At 64.8% G+C, this 22,098-nt stretch carries 20 protein-coding genes; 12 read left to right on the top strand and 8 right to left on the bottom strand.

The genetic code is table 11. The features are described 5' to 3' along the window. Positions 1–165 precede the first annotated feature (165 nt). Genes uraH through xdhC form a run of 4 tightly spaced genes read left to right on the top strand, consistent with a single transcriptional unit; the run spans position 166 to position 5,428 of the window. Positions 166–540: a hydroxyisourate hydrolase gene (uraH, locus tag EJ074_RS14315; protein ID WP_095804994.1), complete on the top strand. Its 375-nt coding sequence runs from the start codon at positions 166–168 to the stop codon at positions 538–540. A gap of 3 nt (positions 541–543) precedes the next feature. Beyond that, positions 544–2,025: a xanthine dehydrogenase small subunit gene (gene xdhA / locus EJ074_RS14310; protein WP_095804993.1), complete on the top strand. Its 1,482-nt coding sequence runs from the start codon at positions 544–546 to the stop codon at positions 2,023–2,025. Next, the gene (gene xdhB / locus EJ074_RS14305; protein ID WP_129553540.1) at positions 2,025–4,373 is read left to right on the top strand and encodes a xanthine dehydrogenase molybdopterin binding subunit; all 2,349 of its coding nucleotides are present in this window, start codon (positions 2,025–2,027) and stop codon (positions 4,371–4,373) included. The genes xdhA and xdhB overlap by 1 nt, the downstream gene beginning before the upstream one ends. Before the next feature lie 53 nt (positions 4,374–4,426). Then, positions 4,427–5,428 (top strand): xanthine dehydrogenase accessory protein XdhC, encoded by a 1,002-nt coding sequence (gene xdhC / locus EJ074_RS14300; protein ID WP_095804991.1) that lies wholly within the window; start codon positions 4,427–4,429, stop codon positions 5,426–5,428. A 25-nt stretch (positions 5,429–5,453) separates the two neighbouring features. On the opposite strand, the gene dps is transcribed toward xdhC, so the two are convergent. Continuing rightward, a complete protein-coding gene (gene dps, locus EJ074_RS14295; protein WP_095805407.1) occupies positions 5,454–5,942 on the bottom strand; it encodes a DNA starvation/stationary phase protection protein Dps in 489 nt (162 codons plus the stop codon). A 240-nt stretch (positions 5,943–6,182) separates the two neighbouring features. Here dps and EJ074_RS14290 point away from each other — a divergent pair, with 240 nt between their 5' ends. Then, positions 6,183–7,019 (top strand): PhzF family phenazine biosynthesis protein, encoded by an 837-nt coding sequence (locus EJ074_RS14290; RefSeq protein WP_129553539.1) that lies wholly within the window; start codon positions 6,183–6,185, stop codon positions 7,017–7,019. 32 nt (positions 7,020–7,051) lie between these two features. On the opposite strand, the gene EJ074_RS14285 is transcribed toward EJ074_RS14290, so the two are convergent. Continuing rightward, positions 7,052–7,972 (bottom strand): LysR family transcriptional regulator, encoded by a 921-nt coding sequence (locus EJ074_RS14285; protein WP_095804990.1) that lies wholly within the window; start codon positions 7,970–7,972, stop codon positions 7,052–7,054. 151 nt (positions 7,973–8,123) lie between these two features. Between EJ074_RS14285 and EJ074_RS14280 the strand changes: the two genes are divergently transcribed. The 4 genes from EJ074_RS14280 to EJ074_RS14265 all read left to right on the top strand — a co-directional run bounded on the left by EJ074_RS14280 (position 8,124) and on the right by EJ074_RS14265 (position 12,505). After that, the gene (locus EJ074_RS14280; RefSeq protein WP_095805405.1) at positions 8,124–9,350 is read left to right on the top strand and encodes a urate hydroxylase PuuD; all 1,227 of its coding nucleotides are present in this window, start codon (positions 8,124–8,126) and stop codon (positions 9,348–9,350) included. Between the two features lie 3 nt (positions 9,351–9,353). Beyond that, positions 9,354–10,667, top strand: coding sequence for a guanine deaminase (gene guaD, locus EJ074_RS14275; RefSeq protein WP_129553538.1), 1,314 nt, complete (start codon positions 9,354–9,356; stop codon positions 10,665–10,667). A gap of 78 nt (positions 10,668–10,745) precedes the next feature. Then, complete coding sequence (locus EJ074_RS14270) at positions 10,746–11,249, top strand: heme-degrading domain-containing protein (RefSeq protein WP_095804988.1); 504 nt, start codon at positions 10,746–10,748, stop codon at positions 11,247–11,249. After that, positions 11,246–12,505, top strand: a complete 1,260-nt coding sequence (locus tag EJ074_RS14265) for a glycerate kinase (RefSeq protein ID WP_095804987.1) — start codon at positions 11,246–11,248, stop codon at positions 12,503–12,505. Before EJ074_RS14270 ends, EJ074_RS14265 begins: the two co-directional genes overlap by 4 nt. A 293-nt stretch (positions 12,506–12,798) precedes the next feature. Here the strand turns inward: EJ074_RS14265 and EJ074_RS14260 are convergent, their stop codons facing one another. The 5 genes from EJ074_RS14260 to EJ074_RS14240 form a co-directional block, all read right to left on the bottom strand. Then, positions 12,799–13,476 (bottom strand): UdgX family uracil-DNA binding protein, encoded by a 678-nt coding sequence (locus EJ074_RS14260; protein ID WP_245420301.1) that lies wholly within the window; start codon positions 13,474–13,476, stop codon positions 12,799–12,801. Between the two features lie 177 nt (positions 13,477–13,653). Continuing rightward, positions 13,654–15,060 carry a glutamine synthetase family protein gene (locus tag EJ074_RS14255; protein ID WP_095804985.1) on the bottom strand — a complete coding sequence of 469 codons (1,407 nt, stop codon included), beginning with the start codon at positions 15,058–15,060 and terminating at the stop codon, positions 13,654–13,656. An 11-nt stretch (positions 15,061–15,071) separates the two neighbouring features. Continuing rightward, positions 15,072–16,451 (bottom strand): aspartate aminotransferase family protein, encoded by a 1,380-nt coding sequence (locus EJ074_RS14250; RefSeq protein ID WP_095804984.1) that lies wholly within the window; start codon positions 16,449–16,451, stop codon positions 15,072–15,074. A 237-nt stretch (positions 16,452–16,688) separates the two neighbouring features. Beyond that, complete coding sequence (locus tag EJ074_RS14245) at positions 16,689–17,663, bottom strand: WD40 repeat domain-containing protein (protein ID WP_095806775.1); 975 nt, start codon at positions 17,661–17,663, stop codon at positions 16,689–16,691. 130 nt (positions 17,664–17,793) lie between these two features. Beyond that, positions 17,794–18,852 (bottom strand): GTP-binding protein, encoded by a 1,059-nt coding sequence (locus EJ074_RS14240; protein ID WP_095806774.1) that lies wholly within the window; start codon positions 18,850–18,852, stop codon positions 17,794–17,796. A gap of 132 nt (positions 18,853–18,984) precedes the next feature. Between EJ074_RS14240 and EJ074_RS14235 the strand changes: the two genes are divergently transcribed. Together EJ074_RS14235 and EJ074_RS14230 are read left to right on the top strand one after the other, a co-directional pair. Continuing rightward, positions 18,985–19,716: an intradiol ring-cleavage dioxygenase gene (locus EJ074_RS14235; protein WP_095806773.1), complete on the top strand. Its 732-nt coding sequence runs from the start codon at positions 18,985–18,987 to the stop codon at positions 19,714–19,716. A gap of 215 nt (positions 19,717–19,931) precedes the next feature. Next, positions 19,932–20,402 carry a MarR family transcriptional regulator gene (locus EJ074_RS14230; protein ID WP_095806802.1) on the top strand — a complete coding sequence of 157 codons (471 nt, stop codon included), beginning with the start codon at positions 19,932–19,934 and terminating at the stop codon, positions 20,400–20,402. 183 nt (positions 20,403–20,585) lie between these two features. On the opposite strand, the gene EJ074_RS14225 is transcribed toward EJ074_RS14230, so the two are convergent. Then, positions 20,586–21,494 (bottom strand): AraC family transcriptional regulator, encoded by a 909-nt coding sequence (locus EJ074_RS14225; RefSeq protein WP_095806801.1) that lies wholly within the window; start codon positions 21,492–21,494, stop codon positions 20,586–20,588. A gap of 38 nt (positions 21,495–21,532) precedes the next feature. Here EJ074_RS14225 and EJ074_RS14220 point away from each other — a divergent pair, with 38 nt between their 5' ends. Continuing rightward, positions 21,533–21,940: a DUF2000 family protein gene (locus EJ074_RS14220; RefSeq protein ID WP_095806772.1), complete on the top strand. Its 408-nt coding sequence runs from the start codon at positions 21,533–21,535 to the stop codon at positions 21,938–21,940. The last annotated feature ends 158 nt before the right edge of the window (positions 21,941–22,098 follow it).

The following is a 22,098-nucleotide window of genomic DNA, read 5'->3' as shown; positions in this document are numbered from 1 at the left end:
ATATCGAAAGCAGTGCTGGGACATTCCCTCGAAAATTTTTGAAAGTGCTTTTTGCCACGCTCCGCTCGACCGGGACTTATGCATCGCCTTTAATGGGCGCACAATTGATCTGAAAACATTCGACCGCACCGGCCAATCGGTCGTACTGGAAATGGGAGGCGGCCAGTGGCAGAAACGTCGAAAGCCGATGGCGGTCGCCTGACGACCCATGTGCTGGACACCGCGACCGGCAGGCCGGCAAAAGGCCTGTCGATCGAGCTTTTTCGCATCGAGCGCCAGGCCCGCACCCATCTCAAGACCGTCACCACCAATGATGACGGTCGCTGCGATACGCCGTTGCTTGCCGGCGCCGAGTTCCGCACCGGCGAGTACGAACTGGTCTTTGCCGCCGGCGATTATCTGCGCCGCCAAGGGACGAGCCTGCCGGAGCCGGCCTTTCTCGACACCGTGCCGATCCGCTTCGGCATGGCCGAGGAGCGCCACTATCATGTGCCGCTGCTGATCTCGCCTTATGGCTATTCGACCTACCGCGGGAGCTGAGACATGGCCAAGCCCAAGACCCGCAGCGAGATACGCTTCATCCTCAACGGCACCGACATTGCGCTGGCCGATGTCGCGCCCGACGCCACCTTGCTCGACTGGCTGCGGCTCGACCGCTCGCTGCGCGGCACCAAGGAAGGCTGTGCCGAGGGCGACTGCGGCGCCTGCACCGTGCTGGTCGGCAAGCTTTCCGCCGGCAGGCTGGTCTATGAAGGCGTCAATGCCTGCATCCGCTTTCTCGGCTCGCTCGACGGCACCCATGTCGTCACCGTCGAGCATCTGCGCGGCAACGCGGAAAAATTGCATCCCGTGCAGCAGGCGATGGTCGATTTCCACGGCTCGCAATGCGGCTTCTGCACCCCCGGCTTCGTCATGTCGCTCTATGCGCTGTGGATGCGCTCGCCCGAACCGTCGGACGCCGCAATAGAAAAGGCGCTGCAGGGCAATCTCTGCCGCTGCACCGGCTACGAGGCAATCATGCGCGCCGCGCGCGCCATCTCCAGCTACGGCAAGGCGGCCAAGGACCCGCTGGCGATGGAGCGCAAGGCGATCACTGCAAGGCTGCAGGCGATGCGCGACGGCGCCCGCGTCGAGATCGGCACGGGCAAGGCACGGCTCATCGTGCCGGCCGATGCCGATGATCTCGCCGGCCTTCTCGACAAGGAGCCGGGGGCGACGCTCGTTGCCGGCTCGACCGATGTCGGCCTGTGGGTCACCAAGCACATGCGCGACATCTCGCCGGTGATCTTCATCGGCGGTCTCGAGGGGCTTGGCACCATCGCCGAGGACAAGGCCGTGATCTCGATCGGCGCCGGCGTCACCTACACGGAAGCTTTCGCGACGCTGTCGAAGCGCATCCCGGCGCTCGGGCCGCTGTTCGACCGCATCGGCGGCGACCAGGTGCGCAACATGGGCACCATCGGCGGCAACATCGCCAACGGCTCGCCGATCGGGGACACGCCGCCGCCGCTCATCGCGCTTGGCGCGCGCCTGACGCTTCGCCGCGGCAAGAAGCGGCGCACGATCCCGCTGGAAGACTACTTCATCGCCTATGGCAAGCAGGATCGGCGTCCCGGCGAGTTCGTCGAGGCGGTTCATGTGCCGGTGCCCGCGAAGGGAACCAAGTTCGCCGTCTACAAGATCACCAAGCGCCGCGACGAGGACATCACTGCCGCCCTTGGCGCCTTCTATCTGACCCTGGCCAAGGACGGCAGCGTGGCCGATATCCGCATCGCCTATGGCGGCATGGCCGCGACGCCGAAGCGGGCCTTCGCCGTCGAAAAGACGCTGATTGGCAAGCCGTGGACGGAGGCTTCGGTTGAGGCCGCGATGGCCGAATACGCCAACGACTTCACGCCGCTTACCGACATGCGGGCAAGCGCCGAATACCGGGCGCTGGCGGCCAAGAATCTCCTCTTGCGCTTCTTTGTCGAGACCACCGGCACCAGGGCGCCGTTCCAGGTCTCACGCTACGAGGCTGCCTGATGACCAAGCACGTTCCCAACCTCAAGGCCCAAAAGATTTCGGGCGGTGTCGCCAGCGACCAGCGTCACGATTCAGCGCACAAGCATGTCAGCGGCACGGCACTCTATGTCGACGACATGCCGGAACCGGCCGGCACGCTGCATGGCTGCCTTGGCCTGTCCACGGCAACGCATGCGACGATCATCAAAATGGATCTGTCGGCGGTGCGCAGTGCTCCCGGCGTCGTCGATGTGCTGACGGCAAAGGACGTGCCGGGAGAAAACGACATCTCGCCGACCGGTCGCCACGACGAACCGGTGCTTGCCGAAGGCAAGGTGCAGTTCTTTGGTCAGCCGATCTTCTGCGTCATCGCCGAGACGCGCGAGCAGGCGCGCCGCGCCACCCGGCTGGCCAGGGTTGAATACAAGCAATTGCCTTTCGTCACCGACATCGGCGCGCTCGACCCCGTGAAGGACAGGCTGGTGACGCCGCCGCTGACGCTGAGGCGCGGCGACGCGGCGGCGGCGATCAAGGCGGCACCCCGCAAGCTCAAAGGCAAGATGCGCGTCGGCGGCCAGGAGCATTTCTATCTCGAAGGCCATATCGCCATGGCCGTCCCTGGCGAGGACCAGGACGTCACCATCTATTCCTCGACCCAGCATCCGAGCGAAGTCCAGCATATGGTGAGTCATGCGCTCGGCGTGCCGAGCAACGCTGTCATGGTCGAGATTCGCCGCATGGGCGGCGGATTCGGCGGCAAGGAAACGCAGGGCAACCAGTTCGCGGCGCTCGCCGCAATTGCCGCCAAGCGCCATCACCGCGCGGTCAAGATCCGGCCGGACCGCGACGACGACATGACCGCGACCGGCAAGCGCCACGATTTCCTCATCGACTATGAAGTCGGCTTCGACGACGACGGCAATATCCTCGGCGTCGACTTCATGTTCGCGGCGCGCTGCGGCTTCTCTGCGGACCTGTCCGGCCCGGTGACCGATCGGGCGCTGTTCCACTGCGACAACACATATTTCTGGCCGAACGTGCATGCGCAGTCGGCACCGCTCTACACGAACACCGTGTCCAACACCGCCTTCCGCGGCTTCGGCGGCCCGCAAGGCATGGTCGGCGCCGAGCGCGTGATCGACGAAGTGGCTTTCGCCGTCGGCAAGGATCCGCTCGAGATTCGCAAGAAGAATTTTTACGGCACCAATGACCGCAACCTCACGCCCTACCACCAGACGGTCGAGGATAACGTCATCCAGCGCGTCATCGCCGAGCTGGAGGCGAGTTCCGACTATGCGCGGCGGCGGCGCGAGATCAGTGCCTTCAACAACAACAGCCGCTTCATCAAGCGTGGACTGGCGCTCACCCCGGTCAAGTTCGGCATCTCCTTTACCGCCACGCACTACAACCAGGCCGGCGCGCTGGTGCATGTCTACACCGACGGTTCGGTGCATCTGAACCATGGCGGCACCGAGATGGGGCAGGGCCTCTACCTCAAGGTGGCCCAGGTCGTGGCGGAAGAGTTCCAGATCGACCTCGACCAGGTGAAGATCACTGCCACCACGACGGGCAAGGTGCCGAACACCTCCGCCACCGCGGCTTCCTCGGGCTCCGACCTCAACGGCATGGCGGCGCAGAACGCCGCGCGCCAGATCAAGGACCGGCTGGCCAATTTCGCTTCGGAAAAATACCAGGTGCCGCGCGACCAGGTGCTGTTCCTGCCCAATAGGGTGCGCATCGGCAACCAGGAGATTCCCTTCGGCGACCTGGTCAGGCAGGCCTACATGGCCCGCATTCAGCTTTCGGCGGCAGGCTTCTACAAGACGCCGAAGATCCACTGGAACCGCGACAAGGGCGAAGGGCGCCCCTTCTACTACTTCGCCTACGGCGCCTCCTGTTCGGAGGTGTCGGTCGACACGCTGACCGGCGAATATGTGGTGGAGCGCACCGACATCCTGCACGAGACCGGCCGCTCGCTGAACCGCGCCATCGACCTCGGCCAGATCGAGGGCGGCTTCATCCAGGGCATGGGCTGGCTGACCACCGAGGAGTTGTGGTGGGACGAGAAGGGCCGGCTGCGCACCCATGCCCCGTCGACCTACAAGATCCCGCTCGCCTCCGACCGGCCGAAGATCTTCAACGTCACGCTTGCCGACTGGTCCGAGGCGAAGGAGCCGACCGTGCACCGCTCCAAGGCGGTCGGTGAGCCGCCTTTCCCGCTGGGCATGTCAGTGCTGCACGCGCTGTCGGATGCGGTGGCGAGCGTGGCCGACCACAGGATTTGTCCGTGCCTCGACGCGCCGGCGACGCCGGAACGGGTGCTGATGACGATTGAAAGGCTGAAGCGGGAAGCGGCAAAGCCGGCCTGAAAGGTGCAATTCGGGTCGAAAAATCCTATATTTCGGCCCTGGAACCGCGAACGATGAACTCGAACTTGCAAAGTCTGAAGCAATTTCTCAGCCGCGCCGGCCATGTCGCGCATGTCGAGGTCGCGGCGACGAAGGGCTCGACGCCGCGCGAGACCGGCGCTTTCATGCTCGTCTCGGCATCGGCGACCTTCGGCACCATCGGCGGCGGCCAGCTCGAATATATGGCGATCGACAAGGCGCGGCAGCTTCTCTCCCCCGTTGAGGAGGAGATGGCCGCAAAGCGGCCAGCAGGGGTGCTCTCACAAGGCTCCCAAAGGGCGCCGAGCACTGCGCGGGCGACCGCACCCGTCGGCTCCGCCGCCACCCTCCCCGCGAAGGAGAGGGCAGCCCGTATCGAGGTGGACGAAGTCTGCGCCACGCTCGACGTGCCGCTCGGGCCGGAGATCGGCCAGTGCTGCGGCGGACGGGTCGAGGTGTTGATCCGCCTGGTCGACACTGCGCTCCAACAAGAGCTGGTCCGCGACGCCGAGGCCGAGGAAGCGCATCTGCCGCATGTTTATATCTTCGGCGGCGGCCATGTCGGCCAGGCGCTGGCCGCCTCGCTGGCGCTGCTGCCGATCCACACCATCGTCGTCGAGACGCGCGCCGAGGCGCTGGAGGGAATGCCGCAAACTGTCGAGACCAGGCTTACTCCAATGCCCGAATCCGTCGTGCGCGAGGCGCCGGCGGGCTCGGCCTTCGCCGTCCTCACGCATGACCATGCACTCGATTTCCTGATCGTGGCCGAGGCGCTGAAGCGCGACGATGCCGCCTATGTCGGCATGATCGGCTCGAAGACCAAGAAGGCGACATTCAAGAGCTGGTTCCTGAAATCCGCCGATGGCAGGGAGGCCGAGTTCAGCCGTCTCGTCTCCCCGATCGGCGGCAGTGCCGTCAAGGACAAGCGCCCGCCGGTGATTGCGGCGCTCGCCGCCGCCGAAATCATGACGGCGCTGGTGTCGCGCGCAGCACAAATGTCGGTGCCGAAGGTCTCGGAGAAGGTGATGGCCGGCTGAAGCCAGCCGGCCACTGTCAAAAGACCTATTCCCTTTCCTGCGTATGCGCTTCGAGGAACCACAGCAATTTGTCGAGCGACCGCGAATAGGCCGTGAAGATGTCGGCGGTGTCGCGATCGCCGGCGTCGTCCGCCTCGTCGATCGCCTCACGGGTCAGCTTGGCCGCCGTAGCATAACGGTCGATCAGCGCCGTCAGATGATCCTTGGTCTTGTGGATGTCGATCGGGTAGGGCTTCAGCTGCGTTGCCCTGGCCACCTCCTGCGAGGTGCCGTGCGCGGTGCCGCCGAGTTGCACGGCGCGCTCGGCAATGATGTCGACATGGCCGTCGATCTCTTCGCGGAATTCGTCCAGCATCTCATGGATGGCGATGAACTGCGGCCCCTTGACGTTCCAATGTGCCTGCTTGGTGATCAGCGCAAGGTCGATGGCGTCGGCAAGCCTGGCGTTGAGAAGATCGATCGATTCCTTCCTGGCATCGGATCTGAGGTCGTTCTTGGTGACGATGGCGTCCATGGTCGGCTCCTGTCGCGGATGCTTCACTTTGGATGAAAGCTGAGGACTGGTCTCGAAGGCGGCCTTGCGCGCCGCCAACCGCGAAAACGGCAAAGGGTCGAATTTCGTTCCGCCTGCGAAGACCACATTGTTGTGGCGCCGAGATATGAGCGAAGCTCACAGCTGCTCGTCGCTTTCTTCGTTTCCCAAACCGGCCTGGAACGTGTTTTCTGCGCGCCTGGCGAACAGGAGGCGAGCAACATGGACGTATTGCGCATAGCGGCATTTTCGGACGGCAGCACCGGCGGCAATCCAGCCGGCGTGTTGATCGGTGGAGTGCTGCCCGACGCCGCTGTAATGCAGCGTGTCGCAGCCGAGGTCGGCTTTTCAGAAACCGCCTTTGCCGCCCCTCAGGCCGACGGCTGGCGCGTGCGCTATTTTTCGCCGGAATCGGAAGTTCCCTTCTGCGGCCACGCCACCATCGCACTGGGGGCGGCACTTGTCCGGCAGCATGGCGACGGCGTCTTCCACTTGAGCCTCAACCAGGCCAGCATCACGGTGGAAGGGTTCCGCGACGGCGTCAACTTTGCCGCCGCCCTGCAGTCGCCGCCGACACGCAGCCGGCCGGCCCCGCCGGAACTGGTCGCTGAGATGCTTGCGCTGTTCGGCTATCAGGCAGGCGATCTCGATCCGGCGATCCCGCCGGCGCTCATCCACGGCGGCGCCGACCATTTCGTCCTGGCGCTGAAGTCGCGCGAGCGGCTCGCCGCCATGGCCTATGATCTGAAGCAGGGCCAGGCCTTGATGCGGCGCGAAGGGCTGGTCACCATCATGATGGCCCATGCCGAGACGCCGCGCCTCTTTCACACGCGCAATCCGTTCGCCTCCGGTGGGGTCTATGAGGATCCGGCCACGGGCGCGTCCACCGCCGCTTTTGCCGGCTATCTGCGCGACCTCGGCTGGCCGCATGGAGGTGCGATAGACGTCGTCCAGGGCGAGGACATGGGCATGCGCTCACGGCTTCATGCCGACATCCCGCCGATGCCGGGCAGCTCGATCAGGGTGTCCGGAACGGCTCGCCTGATGGACGCCGGCTAGATTGCAACTGCGCCGTCACCTGCCGGCCAGCCTCATTTGCCGGCAAGAATGTCCTTGATCAGCCGTTGGCAGCGATCGGCCATGAAGTCGAGCAGCAGGCGAACCTTCGGGTCCTGCAGCTTCTTGTGCGGGTAGACGGCGGCGAACTGCACTGGTGTCGGCGGCGTCTTGGCCAGGATAACCTTCAGCCGCTGGTCGCGGATGAACGGCTCGACCTCGAAGCGCGGCTTGTTGATGATGCCGCGCCCCGACAGCGCCCAGCCGGTCAGCACGTCGCCGTCGTCGGTGTCGTAGGGGCCGTGCACCTCGAATTTCTGCGGGCCGGTCGGCATCTGCAGCGTCCAGACATACTCACGGGCGCCGGCATAGCGCAGCATCAGGCAGTCGTGCTTCTTGCCGATCAGTTCCTGCGGCTCGACCGGCTCGCTGCGCGCCTCCAGATATTTCGGCGCCGCCACCAGCACCCGCTCGCATTCCATGATGCCGCGCATCCGGAGGCTGGAATCCTCGATGATGCCGAGACGGAAGGCGACGTCGATGCCCTCCTTCATGATGTCGACATTGTGGTCGGAGAGCCTCAGGCGCACCTCGATATCGGGGTATTTGTCGTGGAAGTCCGGAATGCCGGAGGCAATCAGCCGTCGCCCGAGGCCAAGCGGCGCCGTCACCTTGATGGTACCGCGCGGCTGGCCCGACAGCGCCGAGACGGCAGCTTCCGCTTCGGTGATCGCGTCCAGCACCTGCTTGGCGCCGGTATAGAACACCGTGCCGTGCTCGGTCGGCATCAACTGCCTCGTCGTGCGGTTGAACAGCCGCACGCCGAGATGCTTTTCCAGTTCCTTGATGCGGTTGGAGGCCACCGCCGGCGAAATGCGCATGTCGCGCCCCGCCGCCGACAGATTGCCGAGCTCGACGACGCGGACGAAGACGGCGATGTTGTCGAGATAGGCCATGCGGCTTTTGTGGCTCTCAAACGACTGCGCGAAGCAAGCCTATTATTTTCCAAATTTTTTTGAAAGTCATCGCGGACCTCGCCTCTTTTCGTTTCGGCGCCAGCCCGTAAAGTCATCGCTCGGCAGGGACGAGTTCCCCAAGGGCGACACGATGCTGGATTTTGCGATTTTCTGGGACTGGCTGAGCTTCGCCGTCCGCTGGCTGCATGTCATCACCGGCATCGCCTGGATCGGCTCGTCCTTCTATTTCGTCGCCCTCGATCTCGGGCTGCGCCAGCGTCCCGGGCTGCCCGCCGGCGCTTTCGGCGAGGAATGGCAGGTCCATGGCGGCGGCTTCTACCACATCCAGAAATACCTGGTGGCGCCGGCCGAGATGCCGGAGCATCTGACCTGGTTCAAATGGGAATCCTACGCCACCTGGCTGTCGGGCTTCGCCATGCTCTGCGTGGTCTACTATGCCGGCGCCGACCTCTTCCTGATCGATCCCAACGTGCTCAACATCTCGGTGCCGGTGGGCATCCTGCTGTCGCTGGCCACCATCGGTATCGGCTGGATCGTCTATGACCTGCTCTGCCGTTCGCCGCTGGGAAAAAGCGACACCGGCCTGATGCTGGTGCTCTACGGCGTGCTGGTGTTCATCGCCTGGGGGCTGACGCATCTCTTCACCGGCCGCGCCGCCTTCCTGCATCTCGGCGCCATCACCGCCACGATCATGTCGGCCAATGTCTTCATGGTCATCATCCCGAACCAGAAGATCGTCGTCGCCGACCTGATCGCGGGTCGCAAGCCGGATCCGAAATACGGCAAGATCGCCAAGCAGCGCTCGCTGCACAACAACTACCTGACCCTGCCGGTTCTGTTCCTGATGCTGTCGAACCACTATCCGCTGGCGTTCGGGACCGAGTTCAACTGGATCATCGCCTCGCTGGTTTTCATCATCGGCGTGCTGATCCGGCATTATTTCAACACCGTGCACGCCCGCAAGGGCAACCCGACCTGGACCTGGCTTGGGGCAGCCGTGCTGTTCATGATCATCATCTGGCTGTCGACCGTGCCGAAGGTGCTGACCGGCGAGCCGAAGGCCTCCGCCGCCTCCGCTGCCGGCCAGATCTACATCGCCTCGGCGCATTTCCCGGCCGTGCGCGACACCGTGCTCGGCCGCTGCTCGATGTGCCATACCGAAGAACCGGTCTACGAGGGCATCTACCATGCGCCGAAGGGCGTGCTGCTCGACACCGATGCGCGCATCGCAGAACACGCCCGCGAAATCTACCTGCAGGCCGGCCGCGCTCATGCGATGCCGCCCGCCAACGTCACCCAGATAACCGATCAGGAACGGGCCCTACTGGTGGCTTGGTTCGAAGACGCGGGAAAGTAGAGCATGACTTCGAAACTCCTGCGCGGCCGCACGCTCTCCTTCCTGCGCTGGCCCGAAACCATCGACGACCATTCCGCCTGGCGCTACGAGGAGGATGGCGGGCTGCTGATCGATGACGGCAAGATCATCGCCGCCGGCCCCTATGCCGAGGTCGCGAAGCGGGCCGGCGCCGGCGCCGAGACCATCGACCATCGCCCGCATCTCATCCTGCCAGGCTTCATCGACGCCCATGTGCATGTCCCGCAGATGCAGGTCATTGCCTCTTATGGCGCCGAGTTGCTGGACTGGCTGAACAAATACACCTTCCCGGAAGAGACGAAATTCCAGAACGCGCAGCATGGCCGCCGCATCGCGCGGCTGTTCCTCGACGAGATGCTGCGCCAGGGCACGACGACGGTCGCCGCCTATTGCTCGGTGCACAAATCGTCCGCCGAAGCCTTCTTTTCCGAGTCGCATGACCGCAACATGCTCAACATCGCCGGTAAGGTGATGATGGACCGCAACGCGCCGGACGGCGTGCTCGACACGCCGCAGGCCGGCTACGACGACACCAAGGCGCTGATCGACGAGTGGCACGGCAAGGGCCGCCAGCTCTATGCCGTCACCCCGCGCTTCGCCATCACGTCCACGCCCGAGCAGATGGAGATGGCCGGCGCGCTTTGCCGCGAGCATCCCGACCTGCACATGCAGACGCATCTGTCGGAGAACCACGCCGAGATCGCCTTCACCCAGGAACTCTATCCCTGGTCGCGCGACTACACCGACATCTACGAGCATTACGGCCTGCTGGGCAGGAGAAGCCTCTTCGGCCACTGCATCCACCTCTCCGAACGCGAGGCGGACGCGCTGTCGCAGTCGGGCTCGGTGGCGGTGTTCTGCCCGACCTCCAATCTTTTCCTGGGGTCCGGCCTGTTCGATTACCAACGCTATCGCAGTCGCGAAAAGCCGCTCAGGATCGCCGCCGCAACGGATGTCGGCGGTGGCACCAATTATTCGATGCTGCGCACCATGGATGAAGGCTACAAGGTGATTGCGCTGAACGGCGAGAAGCTGAACCCGTTCCAGTCCTTCTGGCAGCTCACGCGCGGCAATGCCGAAGCGCTGTCGGTTGCCGACAAGATCGGCACGCTCGATGAGGGCACCGATGCCGACATCGCCGTGCTCGACGCCCGTGCCACGCCGGCGATGCGGCTGCGGATGGAGACCGTGGAGACGCTGGCCGAGGAGCTGTTCCTGCTGCAGACGCTCGGCGACGACCGCGCGGTGCGCGAGGTCTATGTGGCCGGCCGGCCGGCGAAGAGCACCCTCGCGGCATAGCGTCATCCCTGCGTTCAGCCGCTTGACCCGGCGTCAGCCATCGGTCAAAGCGTGCCTCGACATTGACAGGGGAACGATATGGCTGTCGCCGACGACATCGCTCTGATCAAGAAGCAGGAGGCGACGCTGGTCTTCCCGGCCTTCGACGAGGCCGTGGCCTTCGAGATCGGCTCGGCGATCAGGGAGCGGGCGCTGAAGGAACACCTGCCGATCATCGTCGACATCAGGACCTTCGACCGTCCCCTTTTCTACGCTGCGATGCCGGGTTCCAACGCCTCCAATCCGGACTGGGCGCGGCGCAAGATCAATGTCGTGAAGCGCTACCTCAGAAGCACTTACCGCATGGTGCTGGAGCAGCAGCGGCCCGACCGCACATTCAAGGTCGGCGAGGGCCTGGACATTGCCGACTATGTGCTCGCCGGCGGCGGCTTTCCTGTCACCGTCAAGGGCGCCGGCGTCATCGGCGTCATCGCCGTCTCCGGCCTTCCTGAACGGCAGGATCACGGCGTCGTGGTTGATGCGCTCTGCGCCCATCTGGGCATCGATGCGGACGGGCTTGCGCTGCCTCCGGAGGAAAAATGACCGATCCCAAAGCCTTCCTCACCGCGATCTTCGAGGCCGCGGTCGCCGCCGCCGATCCGGAAAAGACGATCCGCAACCATTTGCCGGCGAAACCAAAGGGCCGCACCATCGTCATCGGCGCCGGCAAGGGCTCGGCGCAGATGGCGGCGGCTTTCGAGAAGGTCTGGGACGGCCCGATCGACGGGCTGGTCGTCACCCGCTACGGCTATGCCGCCAAGTGCGAGCGCATCGAGATCATCGAGGCGGCGCATCCGGTGCCGGATGCCGCCGGCCTCGAGGCCTCGCGCCGCCTGCTTGAGAAGGTGCGCGGCCTGACCGCGGACGACCTCGTCGTGGCGCTGATCTCGGGCGGCGGCTCGGCGCTGCTGCCGTCGCCGGCACCCGGCCTGACCCTTGCCGACGAGATCGCGGTCAACGAGGCGCTGCTTGCATCCGGCGCGCCGATCGCGGCGATGAATACCATTCGCAAGCACGTCTCGACCATCAAGGGTGGCCGACTTGCCGCCGCCGCCCATCCGGCCAGGGTGGTGTCGCTGGTCGTGTCCGACATTCCCGGCGACAATCCGGCCCTTGTCGCTTCCGGTCCGACCGTTCCTGACGCCGCCAGCCGCGAGGATGCGCTGGCGGCGATCGCCGCCTATGGCATGAAGCTCCCGGCCTCGGTCATGGCGCATATCAATTCGCCGGCCGCCGACGCGCCGCGCCCTGATGATCCGCGCTTTGCAGCGAATGAGGTGCATCTGACCGCGTCGGCTGGCGTGTCGCTCGAAGCAGCGGCGGCTGAGGCCAGGCGGCAAGGTATCGAGGCCGTCATCCTGTCGGATTCGATCGAGGGCGAGGCGCGCGAGGTCGGCGGCGTCCATGCCGCCATCGCCCGTGAGGTGGCGTCGCGCGATCGTCCCTTCGCCAAGCCGGTGCTGATCCTGTCGGGCGGCGAGACGACGGTCACTTTGCGGGCCAAAGGCAAGGGTGGCCGCAATTCGGAATTCCTGCTCGCCTTCGCCATCGGCATCAGTGGCGTGGACGGCATCCATGCCTTGGCGGCCGACACCGACGGCATCGATGGCTCCGAGGACAATGCCGGCGCTTTTGCCGACGGCTCGACGGTATCGCGCATGCGCGCCGCCGGCGTCGACGCCAAGGCGATGCTTGCCGGCAACAATGCCTGGACGGCGTTCAATGCGGTTGGCGACTTGTTCGTGCCCGGTCCGACCGGAACGAATGTCAACGATTTGAGGGCAATTCTCGTCCGGTAGCACCGAGGCCCACAGAACGTCGTCATCCACGGGCGAAGCAGGAGCGCAGCTCCGTCGCGGAGACCCGAGGATCCATGCCGTGACCTTGATCGAAGGATGCGGCGGAGCAGAATTCTGCACCATTGCAAGACGCCGAAGTAACGGAATGGATCCTCGGGTCTGCGCCGCGTCGCTTCGCTCCTTGCTCCGCCCGTGGATGACGAGGCGATAGGCGTTTCGCCCAATTTCAAGGCCGCGCGACCTCCGTACAGCGGGATCTTCTCGAACCCTTCTTTGGGTGCGCAGAACGACGATCAAGCAGCCATCAGTTGCTTCACCTTTCGCATATCCTTCAGGAAGCGTTCGCGCTCGGCCTCCTTGTCCTCACGCTCGCGGATGCGCAGGATGAAGGAGGGGTGGATGGTGATGAAGACGCGCAAGGCATCCTCGCGCTCGATGACGTCGCCGCGCATCTTGGTGATCGGCACCGCCTTGCCGAGCAGCGACTGCGCCGCGGTCGCGCCAAGCGCCACCACCAGGGTCGGCTTGACGAGATCGAGCTCCTTGTCCAGCCACCAGCGGCAGGCTTGGATCTCGCCGGCATTGGGCTTGGAATGGATGCGCCGCTTGCCGCGCGGCTCGAACTTGAAATGCTTGACCGCATTGGTCACATAGACCTTGCGGCGATCGATCTCGGCATCGTCCAGAATGCTGTCGAACACCTTGCCCGCCGGCCCGACAAAAGGCTTGCCGGCAAGATCCTCTTGGTCGCCCGGCTGCTCGCCGACGAAAATCACTTCCGCATTCTCAGGTCCCTCGCCGAACACCGTCTGCGTGGCATCCCGCCACAGCGGGCAGCGGCGACACCCCATTGCCTCCTCGCGCAGCTCCGCAATGTCTGTGCCCTCGGGCCCGACCACGTCGGCTGGTTCCGGCGTCGGCCAATGCCTGGCTTTGACCTTGGCATGGTGCGGTGCTGGCGTGGTTGGCATCCGGGCGATCATGGCTGACGCGGCTCTGTCCGCTCCTGCTATCAGATTTGGAATGAGCGAGGCCTGGGGAAGGTTCCGCCAATATTTCTTCGGCATCGCCTTCATATCGAGGCGGGCTGGGTTGAAGATGCTTTCGAAAAAGGTCCGCCGAAGCGCCTGACAGGCTGCCTGATCGGCTCACACCTCGTGCAGGTAAAGGTGGTAGTCGAGCTCGCTGACGGTGCGCGCGACGCGCAGATATTCCGCCTGCTTGATCGCCACGAAGGTGCGGTGGAGGTCCGGGCCGAGCGCCGATTTCAGGAAATCGGAGGTTCTGGCCGCCTCGATCGCCGCGCGCCAGTCGACCGGCATGGTCGATCTCTCCGAAGCCTGCTCATAGCCGTTGCCGGTCGTTTCCGGGCCGGGGTCCAACCGCTCGTCCAGCCCTTTGACGATGCCGGCCAGCACCGTCGCCGCGACCAGATATGGATTGGCGTCGACGCCTGACGGCCGGTGCTCGATGCGGCGGTTCTTGGCATCGCCGGCCGGTACGCGCAGCGCCACCGAGCGGTTGTTCGCGCCCCAACTCGGCGCCACCGGCGCATAGGATTGCGAGACGAAGCGCCGCCATGAATTGGCATGCGGCGCAAACACCAGCATCGATTCTGCCATTGTGTGGATCAGGCCGCCAAGCGCGTTCAGCAGGCTTGGCGACCATTTCTCGCCGTCAGCCTCGGTGAACACGTTCCGGCCGGCATCGTCCTGCAGCGAGACATGAAAATGCATGCCCGAGCCGGCATAGGTCTCGATCGGCTTGGCCATGAAGCAGGCGGTCACGCCGTGCCGGCGCGCCTGTGCCCTCACCAGCCGCTTCAGCATGACCAGGTCGTCGGCCGCCCGCATCACGTCCTTGCGGTAATTGAGCGTCAGCTCGTACTGGCCCGGCGCATACTCGGAAATCACCGTCTCGGCTGGAATGCCTTGCGCCTTTGCGGCGGCGTAGATGTCGGAGAACAGCGGCTCCATGCCATGCAGATGATCGACCGAATAAACTTCCGTCTTGGCCGAGCGGCGGCCGTCCAGCACGGCGCGCGCCGCCTGCACCTTGCCGTCGGCGTCGCGGTCGTTGGCGAGGAGGAAAAATTCCAGCTCGAAGGCGCCGGCCGGGCGCAGGCCTCTTGCGGCGAGCAAATCCACCTGTCTCGCCAAGATCAGCCGCGGGTCGGAGGTCATCGGCTGGCCGTCGAGATGGTACATCGACATCAGCACCTGGCCGCGCGGCGGATTGGTCCCATGCAGCGGCACCAGCGTGCCGGGGATCGGCCACGCCCTGAGATCGCCGTCGCCGGTGTCCCAGATCAGGCCGGTGTCGTGGACATCCTCACCGGTGATGTCGAGGCCGAGGATCGAGATCGGCATATGTCGCCCGTTCTCGAAAATCCCCATCAACTCGTGGCGGCGCACGATCTTGCCGCGGCCGATGCCGTTGGCATCGGTGAGCACGATGTCGAAGCCCTCGATCTCGGGATGAGCATCGAGAAAGGCTTTCGCCTCGGCGGGCGTCGAGCCTGAAGGCGAGATAGCAACTGCGTTCGGATTGTCCATGGCCGCTTGTCTCACGCCGTAAGCCTTGCCGCAACCGCGGCGAAAGCGGCGACCAGCCGGCTCACCTGCGCCGCCGTCGTCGCCGGCGAGATCAGCATCATATTGTGGAACGGCGCGATCAGCACGCCGCGATTGACCAGCGCGACATGGATGGCGGCCTCGAGTTCCGGTGCATGCGCCTTCTCCGCCTCGCCGCCATTCCGCAGCGGGCCGGGCGCGCAGACGAACTCGACGCGGGCGCCGACGCGCGCAACGTGCCAGGGCAAATGATAGCGGTCGATGACGGCGCTCAGCCCCGCGTCGAGGCGGCGCGCCAGCCGGTCCATATGCGCATAGGCTGCCTCGGTCATCACCTCTTCCAGCGTCGCGCGCATCGCCGCGAATTGCAGCGGGTTTGCCGACAGCGTCGTGCCCATGCCGGAATATCCCGGCTCCTTCGTGCGGCTGTAGGCGCCGTAGCGGGTGGCAACCTCTTCGGTCATGCCCCAGATGCTTGCGGGCACGCCGCCGGCCACCGGCTTGCCGAGCACGAAGAGGTCGGGTTCCAGGCCGTATTTGCCGCTGTAGCCGCCGGGCCCGGTGGAGATGGTGTGAGTCTCGTCGATCAAGAGCAGCGTGCCGGCCGCGCGGGTGAGGCGCCGCAGCGCTTCGTGAAAACCGGGCTCCGGCAGCACCATGCAGGAATTGGTCAGCACCGGCTCGGTGATGACGCAGGCGACGTCGCGGTCGGCAAGTGCGGCTTCCAGCGCCGCGACATCGTTGAACTCGACGATCTTGGTGGCCCGCGTCAGATCGCGGAATTCGCCGGCAAGGCCTGGCCGGTTCACCGCTCTGCCGTCGATCAGCCGCACCATCGTCTCGTCGACCGAGCCGTGATAGCAGCCGTTGAAGACCAGGATCTTCTCGCGGCTTGTCACCGCGCGGGCAACGCGCAGCGCGAACCGATTGGCGTCGGTGGCGGTGGTGGCAATCTGCCAGAAAGGCAGGCCGAAGCTCTGCCGCAGCAGCGGCCCGATGGCAAGCGCATCCTCGCTGGGCAGCATATAGGTCAGGCCGCGTGCGGACTGCCGGCGGATGGCGCGGGCGACCGGAGCGGGCGAATGGCCGAGCATCGAGCCGGTGTCGCCGAGGCAGAAATCGTCGAGCCTGTTGCCGTCGATATCGCTGATGGTGGCGCCCCTGGCGCCGTCGACCAGGATCGGGAACGGCGTCGGCCAGTCGCTCATCCAATGCATCGGCACGCCGCCGAGGAAGCCGGCGATGCCGTTGCCGAGCTTGGCCTCGGACTTCGGCCGTGCCTTGCGGAAAGCGGCCGCTTCCGTCTCGCGCAGTTCGGCGATGCGGGCAGCAGCGATGCCGCCGATGGTAGCGCCTGTATCCGATGCGTGCATGAAATCCCCTCCGTGCGGCGCGGCACTCTGCCAACCGGCCGGCAAATCCGCAATTGGCCGCGTAGGGGGGGCACATTGGGTCAGGGAGTAGGGGAGTAGGGGAGTAGGGGAGTGGGGAGTAGGGCAGTAGGGCAGTAGGGCAGTAGGGCAGTAGGGCAGTAAGGCAGTAAGGCAGTAAGGCAGTAAGGCAGTAAGGCAGTAAGGCAGTAGGTGTCTTTTCCCTACTCCCCTACTCCCTTAAGCAGTGATGTCTATCACGCCGCAGTCGCCCGCGACGCTGCCGAAGACGATGCGGCGCTCTTCCTTGTCCCACGCCATCGCGGTGATGGCGCCCTTGCCTGGACGGCGCAGCAGCACCTCCTTGGCGTCCGCGAAGCGCGCCGCGATCACCATGCCGTCCTCATAGCCGATGGCAACCACCTCTTGGCTGGGATGACAGGCAACGCAGGTCACCATCGAGTTGCCGCGCGTGCCGAGTTCCAGCGGCGCCTTGCCCATCGGACCGTCCTTGCTTGCGAACGGCCAGACGATCGCCGCCGGCGCGCCCGAGCTTGCCAGCCATTTTCCTTTGACACTCCAGGACAGGCTTTTCACCTTGCCGGGATAGCCGCTCATGCGCATGTGCTTGCCGTCGGCAAGCTTCCAGCCATGCAGCGCGTTCTCCTGCATGGTGGTGATCAAGAAGGCGCCGTCCGGCGAGAAGCTGATGCCGGTATGGGCGCCCGCCCATTCAAGCTCGACCGGCTTGCCCGCAGCCGCCGGGAAATGCAGCGTCGCGCCATTGTAGCGGGCCACGCCGAAACGCATGCCCTTTGGCGAGAAGGCAAGCCCCTCCACCGAGCGCGGATGCGCGAATTCCTTAGTCTTGCCGTCAGCGAAGCGCACGAAAGCGATCTTGCCCGAGGCATAGGCGATCGCGCCTTGCGGCCCGGCGGCGACGCTGGTGATCCACTTCCTGCCGGCGCTGGCGAGCTCTGTCGCCGCGCCGCCTGCCTTGACCGCAAACACCCTGCCGTCTTCGCCGCCGGTGATCAGCCGGTCATTGGCCGCGTCGTGGACCGCGGCAAGCAATCCGTCATTGGACTGAACCGTCTTATGCCCGTTGTCGAGCCGGTGAATCGTCCCGTCGGCCAAAGCGAAATGCGGCACGTCGTTCAGGAAAACGGCGGCGACGCAATGGCCTTCGAGATCAAGCGGGGCGACTGTGGGCATGCGAACTGATCCATTCGAGATTTATGATCAGCACCGTGCGGGCAACGCTAGCGCACCCAGATGCGGCCTGGCCCTCTCCCACAAGGGGAGAAGGAAGAAAGCGCAGCGCTACCGTCTCAAAGTCGGGAAATCAAGCCGCCTGGCAGGCCTCGAAACTCTTCCTTAGCCGCTCTTCGTCGAGATCGCGGCCGATGAAGACCAGGCGGCTCTCGTGCTTCTCGCCATCCTTCCAGGCGCGCTGGTGGTCGCCCTCGAGGATCATGTGCACGCCCTGCAAAACATAGCGCTCGTCGTCGCCCTTGAGCGCGATAATGCCTTTCAGCCGCAGGATGTTCGGCCCTTCCATCTGGGTCACCTTCTCGATCCAGGGGAAGAACTTCTTCGGGTCCATCTCGCCGCCGCGCAGCGACACCGACTTCACCGTCACGTCATGGATGTCCGATGGATGGGCGTGATCGTGGTGGTCATGCCCGTCATGATGGTGGTGATGGTGGTCGTGATCGCAATCCGGGCCGCATTCATGGTCGTGATCATGCGCCTCGAGGAAATGCGGATCGTTCTCGAGCGCGCGCGACAGGTCGAAGGCGCCGCGGTCGAGCACCTCGTCCAGCGCCACGCCGGCGCGGGTGGTGCGATGGATCCGGGCCGCCGGATTGATGGCGCGGATCGTCGCCTCGACCCTTTCGAGCTCTTCCGCATTAACGAGATCGGTCTTGTTCAGCACCACGACGTCGGCAAAGGCGATCTGGTCCTCGGCCTCCTTGGAGTCTTTCAGCCGGAGCGGCAAATGCTTGGCATCGACCAGCGCCACCACCGCGTCGAGCTTGGTCTTGGAGCGCACGTCGTCATCCATGAAGAAGGTCTGGGCCACCGGCACCGGATCGGCAAGGCCGGTGGTCTCGACCACAATGGCGTCGAAGCGGCCGGGCCGACGCATCAGGCCCTCGACGACGCGGATCAGGTCGCCGCGCACCGTGCAGCACACGCAGCCATTGTTCATCTCGTAGATTTCCTCGTCGGATTCGACGATCAGGTCGTTGTCGATGCCGATCTCGCCGAACTCGTTGACGATGACGGCGTAACGCTTGCCGTGGTTCTCCGACAGGATGCGGTTGAGCAGCGTCGTCTTGCCGGCGCCAAGATAGCCGGTCAGCACCGTTACGGGGATCTGCGTCTGTGCGTCGCTCATGTCTTGCCTCGAAAGTCTGGACCTGGAAAACTGCGGTCTCGAAAAGGGGGATTGTCGGCTCCATATAGGACGTGTGCCACGCTTTTGCACGCAGCAAACGATGGATCAGGCAACCCGTCAGAAAGGCGCCAAATGAACGACGAGTCGTCGTCCTTGTCGTTGAACCGCCGTCAGGCACTCGGCCTCATCGCCGTGACCGCCGGCGGCGGGGTATTCCTGTCATCCACAGCGCGCTCCGCGCAGAATTCGCCCTATGCCGGACTTGCCTTGTTCGACGCCGGCGCCGGCGTCTGCGCCATCATGCCAGAGGTGACCGAAGGGCCGTTCTATTTCGACCCGAAGCTCGAGCGCTCCGACATCACCGAGGGAAGGAGCGGCATCGGCCTCGCTGTCCGGCTGCAGGTGGTCGATGCCAGCTGCCGGCCGCTTGTCGGTGCTCGGGTCGACATCTGGCATTGCGACGCCCAGGGCCACTATTCCGGCTATCCCGGCCAAGGCGACGGCCAGGATGTCGATACCTCGGGACAGACCTTTCTGCGCGGTTGGCAGAAGACCGGCGAAGGCGGCGTCGTGTCGTTCGCCACGATCTATCCCGGCTGGTACCGCGGCCGCACCGTCCATATCCACTTCAAGGTGTTTCCGGACGACCGCTCGGTTATGACCGGCCAGATGTTCTTTCCCGATGCGCTCAGCGACCGCGTCTTTTCCACCGTCCCGCCCTACACCGAGCGCGCCGGCAAACGCGATACCTCCAATGCGCGGGACAGCATAGCAAGACGAGCGGGAACCCTGTCGCAGGCCGCCCTGCGTGAGGCGGCGGACGCCTACCAGGCGCTCCTGGTTGTCGCGGTGAAGGCCGGCTGAGCGACTCCATTCGTCCTTTGTCGCGCCCGCCTGAGAGTCTCCAGCCGGGAAAGTCGTTTGTCATCTAACTGAAATAAACATCTGGCATAGCCACGGCGAGCACGGAAATGCTTGCCGGCAAAGCGTTTGCAAGCCGGACTCGTCAAATCGTCATTTGCCTGCCGCTGGACAGCCTCTATGCTGGCCGGACCGGTTCGGCCGAAGAGGGAATGACCATGGCCAAGGCGGACAAGGCAGCGACAATGAGCCGGCTGCATTCGGCGGCGCGGCTGGCGCGAACGGCGCTGGCGGCGCGGCTCCTGGCGCATGGCTTCTACGCCGGCCAGGACCAGATCATGCTGGCGCTCGATCGTGAGGACGGCCAGACTCCGGGCAATCTGGCCGGGCGGCTGGGCGTTCGTCCGCCGACCATCACCAAGACCATCAACAGGCTGCAGGCACAGGGTTTCCTGGACAAGCGCGCCTCCAACGCGGATGCTCGGCAGGCCCATATCTTTCTGACCGATACCGGCCGCGAAACCATCCGCGCCATCGAGAAGTCGGTTAAGAAGACCGAGAAGCAGGCGCTGAGGGGCCTCGACAAGAAGGACCAGAAGGCGCTGTTCAAGCTGCTTGCCCGTATCGAGGCCAATCTCTCGAACGAAGACCTCGTGCTGATCGACGACGACGCCGAGTTGGATGATTGATGCGCCACGCGTAAGGCGCGACGCGCAAGCGTCGTCGCGGTGCAGTGCGCCAGCGTTGCCCCCAAAAGAGCGACGCGTAAGCGTCGTCTCGTGCGACATAGGCGAACGCGCAGCGTCGTCGCTTCACGCTCTACCCAAGCATCGGCGGCTTAGCGGAAAGGACGACGACGCTGCGGGTCGCGCCTAAGAGCTATCACCGGCCTCTTGCGGTTCGGCGACGACACTGCGCGTCGCGCTTCGCACCAGCCCTCCCCAGCGTCCCGGCGTCACTCCGAACGCCTTCTTGAAATGCCGGTTGAAATGGCTCTGGTCGCTGAAGCCGGCCGCCGCAGCTATTTCGGCCAGCGGCTCTCCCGCTTCGATCATGCGCCGGGCCCGCTGCAGTCTTCGCATCAGGAGAAAGCGATGCGGGCTGGTCGAATAGGTCGCGCGGAAATGTCGTGACAGCGCGTAGCGGTCGAGGCCGGTGACGGCCTCCAACTCGTCGGAACGGACCGACCGCTCGGCATTCTCTTCCAGATAGTGGCGCGCAAGGGCGGCGGCGCGCCATGCCGTCTTGCCCGTCGATCTTGCCGGCTGTCCGGCGTGACGCTGCAGATGCTGTGCCAACTGCGCAATGAAATCGGCGACAAACAGCTCGTCGAGTTCCTCGCCGAGCGGCGCCAAGGCTGAAAGCAGCGTGTCGCGCAGCGCCGGGTCGCTCACCACGGCGTCGCGGACGAAAGGCAGCGGCGCGCCGCCGAGGCAATCGAGCAGCAGCGACGGCTCCAGATAGAGGATCCTGTAGCGCAGCCCGTCTTCGGTTCCGGCGCCGCCGTCGTGCAGTTCGTCGGGATGCAGCACGATGACTTGGCCGGGCAGGCTGTGTTGCAGCGCGCCGCGATAGTGGAAGCGCTGTACGCCATCGAGCGTCACGCCGATGGCGTAGGTGTCGTGGCGGTGCAGGTCGAAGGCGTTGCCATGAAAGTGTGCCTCGATGCGCTCGAGGCCGGTAGCGCCGGGCGCCGAAACGATCCGGTCGCCCCGGGTGATCACATCCGCGCACGAACGTTCAAGACCTTGCTGCGCCTCACCGCCTAGACCGCGCTCCATCGCCTGCTCATCAAGGTCCATCCTGGAGAAACATTTTGGTGTTCGATACGAAATTTGCAATCGTGCTCAGGGAAGACCTCGCCGTCTGGCAGAAGCTCAACGTCACCGCTTTCTTGACCAGCGGCATCGTCGCGCAATGTCCTCAGATCATCGGCGAGCCCTATCGCGACCGCGTCGGCAACCTTTTCAATCCGCTCTCGATCCAGCCCGTCATCGTGCTCTCGGCCGACGGGCCGACGCTCGGCACCATCCATCGCCGGACCCTGGAGCGCGGCGTGACGGCGTCCGCCTATGTCGAGGAGATGTTCGCGACCGGCCATGATGCGGCCAACCGCGCCGTCTTCGCCGAGTTCGCGCCGGATGACGCCAAAGTGGTCGGCATTGCGCTGCGTGCCGAAAAGAGGCTGGTCGACAAGATCACCAAGGGCGCCCGCATGCATGCCTGATTGACCGCGAGACTGAGCCTGTCCTGAGCGCTTGTTGGGCCAGTCGCTTTTGGCTTGCCGCCCAGCGGCGATTGCCGCAAAAGGCGGGCATCTACCTTAGCTCGGCCCGATCTTGAACGTTCCCAAAAGCCACGACGAAAGCGCAACGCCGCCGGCGG

Origin of the sequence: Mesorhizobium sp. M3A.F.Ca.ET.080.04.2.1 (assembly GCF_003952525.1) — a bacterium.
Classification (GTDB): Bacteria; Pseudomonadota; Alphaproteobacteria; order Rhizobiales; family Rhizobiaceae; genus Mesorhizobium.
This window is presented reverse-complemented; position numbering and strand designations above follow the sequence as displayed.

Bases quoted from the DNA above. Each gene is read 5' to 3' on its own strand.
- xdhA (WP_095804993.1), top strand. From the start codon at position 544: ATGGCCAAGCCCAAGACCCGCAGCGAGATACGCTTCATCCTCAACGGC.
- xdhB (WP_129553540.1), top strand. From the start codon at position 2,025: ATGACCAAGCACGTTCCCAACCTCAAGGCCCAAAAGATTTCGGGCGGT.
- xdhC (WP_095804991.1), top strand. From the start codon at position 4,427: ATGAACTCGAACTTGCAAAGTCTGAAGCAATTTCTCAGCCGCGCCGGC.
- dps (WP_095805407.1), bottom strand. From the start codon at position 5,942: ATGGACGCCATCGTCACCAAGAACGACCTCAGATCCGATGCCAGGAAG.
- EJ074_RS14290 (WP_129553539.1), top strand. From the start codon at position 6,183: ATGGACGTATTGCGCATAGCGGCATTTTCGGACGGCAGCACCGGCGGC.
- EJ074_RS14285 (WP_095804990.1), bottom strand. From the start codon at position 7,972: ATGGCCTATCTCGACAACATCGCCGTCTTCGTCCGCGTCGTCGAGCTC.
- EJ074_RS14280 (WP_095805405.1), top strand. From the start codon at position 8,124: ATGCTGGATTTTGCGATTTTCTGGGACTGGCTGAGCTTCGCCGTCCGC.
- guaD (WP_129553538.1), top strand. From the start codon at position 9,354: ATGACTTCGAAACTCCTGCGCGGCCGCACGCTCTCCTTCCTGCGCTGG.
- EJ074_RS14270 (WP_095804988.1), top strand. From the start codon at position 10,746: ATGGCTGTCGCCGACGACATCGCTCTGATCAAGAAGCAGGAGGCGACG.
- EJ074_RS14265 (WP_095804987.1), top strand. From the start codon at position 11,246: ATGACCGATCCCAAAGCCTTCCTCACCGCGATCTTCGAGGCCGCGGTC.
- EJ074_RS14260 (WP_245420301.1), bottom strand. From the start codon at position 13,476: ATGCCAACCACGCCAGCACCGCACCATGCCAAGGTCAAAGCCAGGCAT.
- EJ074_RS14255 (WP_095804985.1), bottom strand. From the start codon at position 15,060: ATGGACAATCCGAACGCAGTTGCTATCTCGCCTTCAGGCTCGACGCCC.
- EJ074_RS14250 (WP_095804984.1), bottom strand. From the start codon at position 16,451: ATGCACGCATCGGATACAGGCGCTACCATCGGCGGCATCGCTGCTGCC.
- EJ074_RS14245 (WP_095806775.1), bottom strand. From the start codon at position 17,663: ATGCCCACAGTCGCCCCGCTTGATCTCGAAGGCCATTGCGTCGCCGCC.
- EJ074_RS14240 (WP_095806774.1), bottom strand. From the start codon at position 18,852: ATGAGCGACGCACAGACGCAGATCCCCGTAACGGTGCTGACCGGCTAT.
- EJ074_RS14235 (WP_095806773.1), top strand. From the start codon at position 18,985: ATGAACGACGAGTCGTCGTCCTTGTCGTTGAACCGCCGTCAGGCACTC.
- EJ074_RS14230 (WP_095806802.1), top strand. From the start codon at position 19,932: ATGGCCAAGGCGGACAAGGCAGCGACAATGAGCCGGCTGCATTCGGCG.
- EJ074_RS14225 (WP_095806801.1), bottom strand. From the start codon at position 21,494: ATGGAGCGCGGTCTAGGCGGTGAGGCGCAGCAAGGTCTTGAACGTTCG.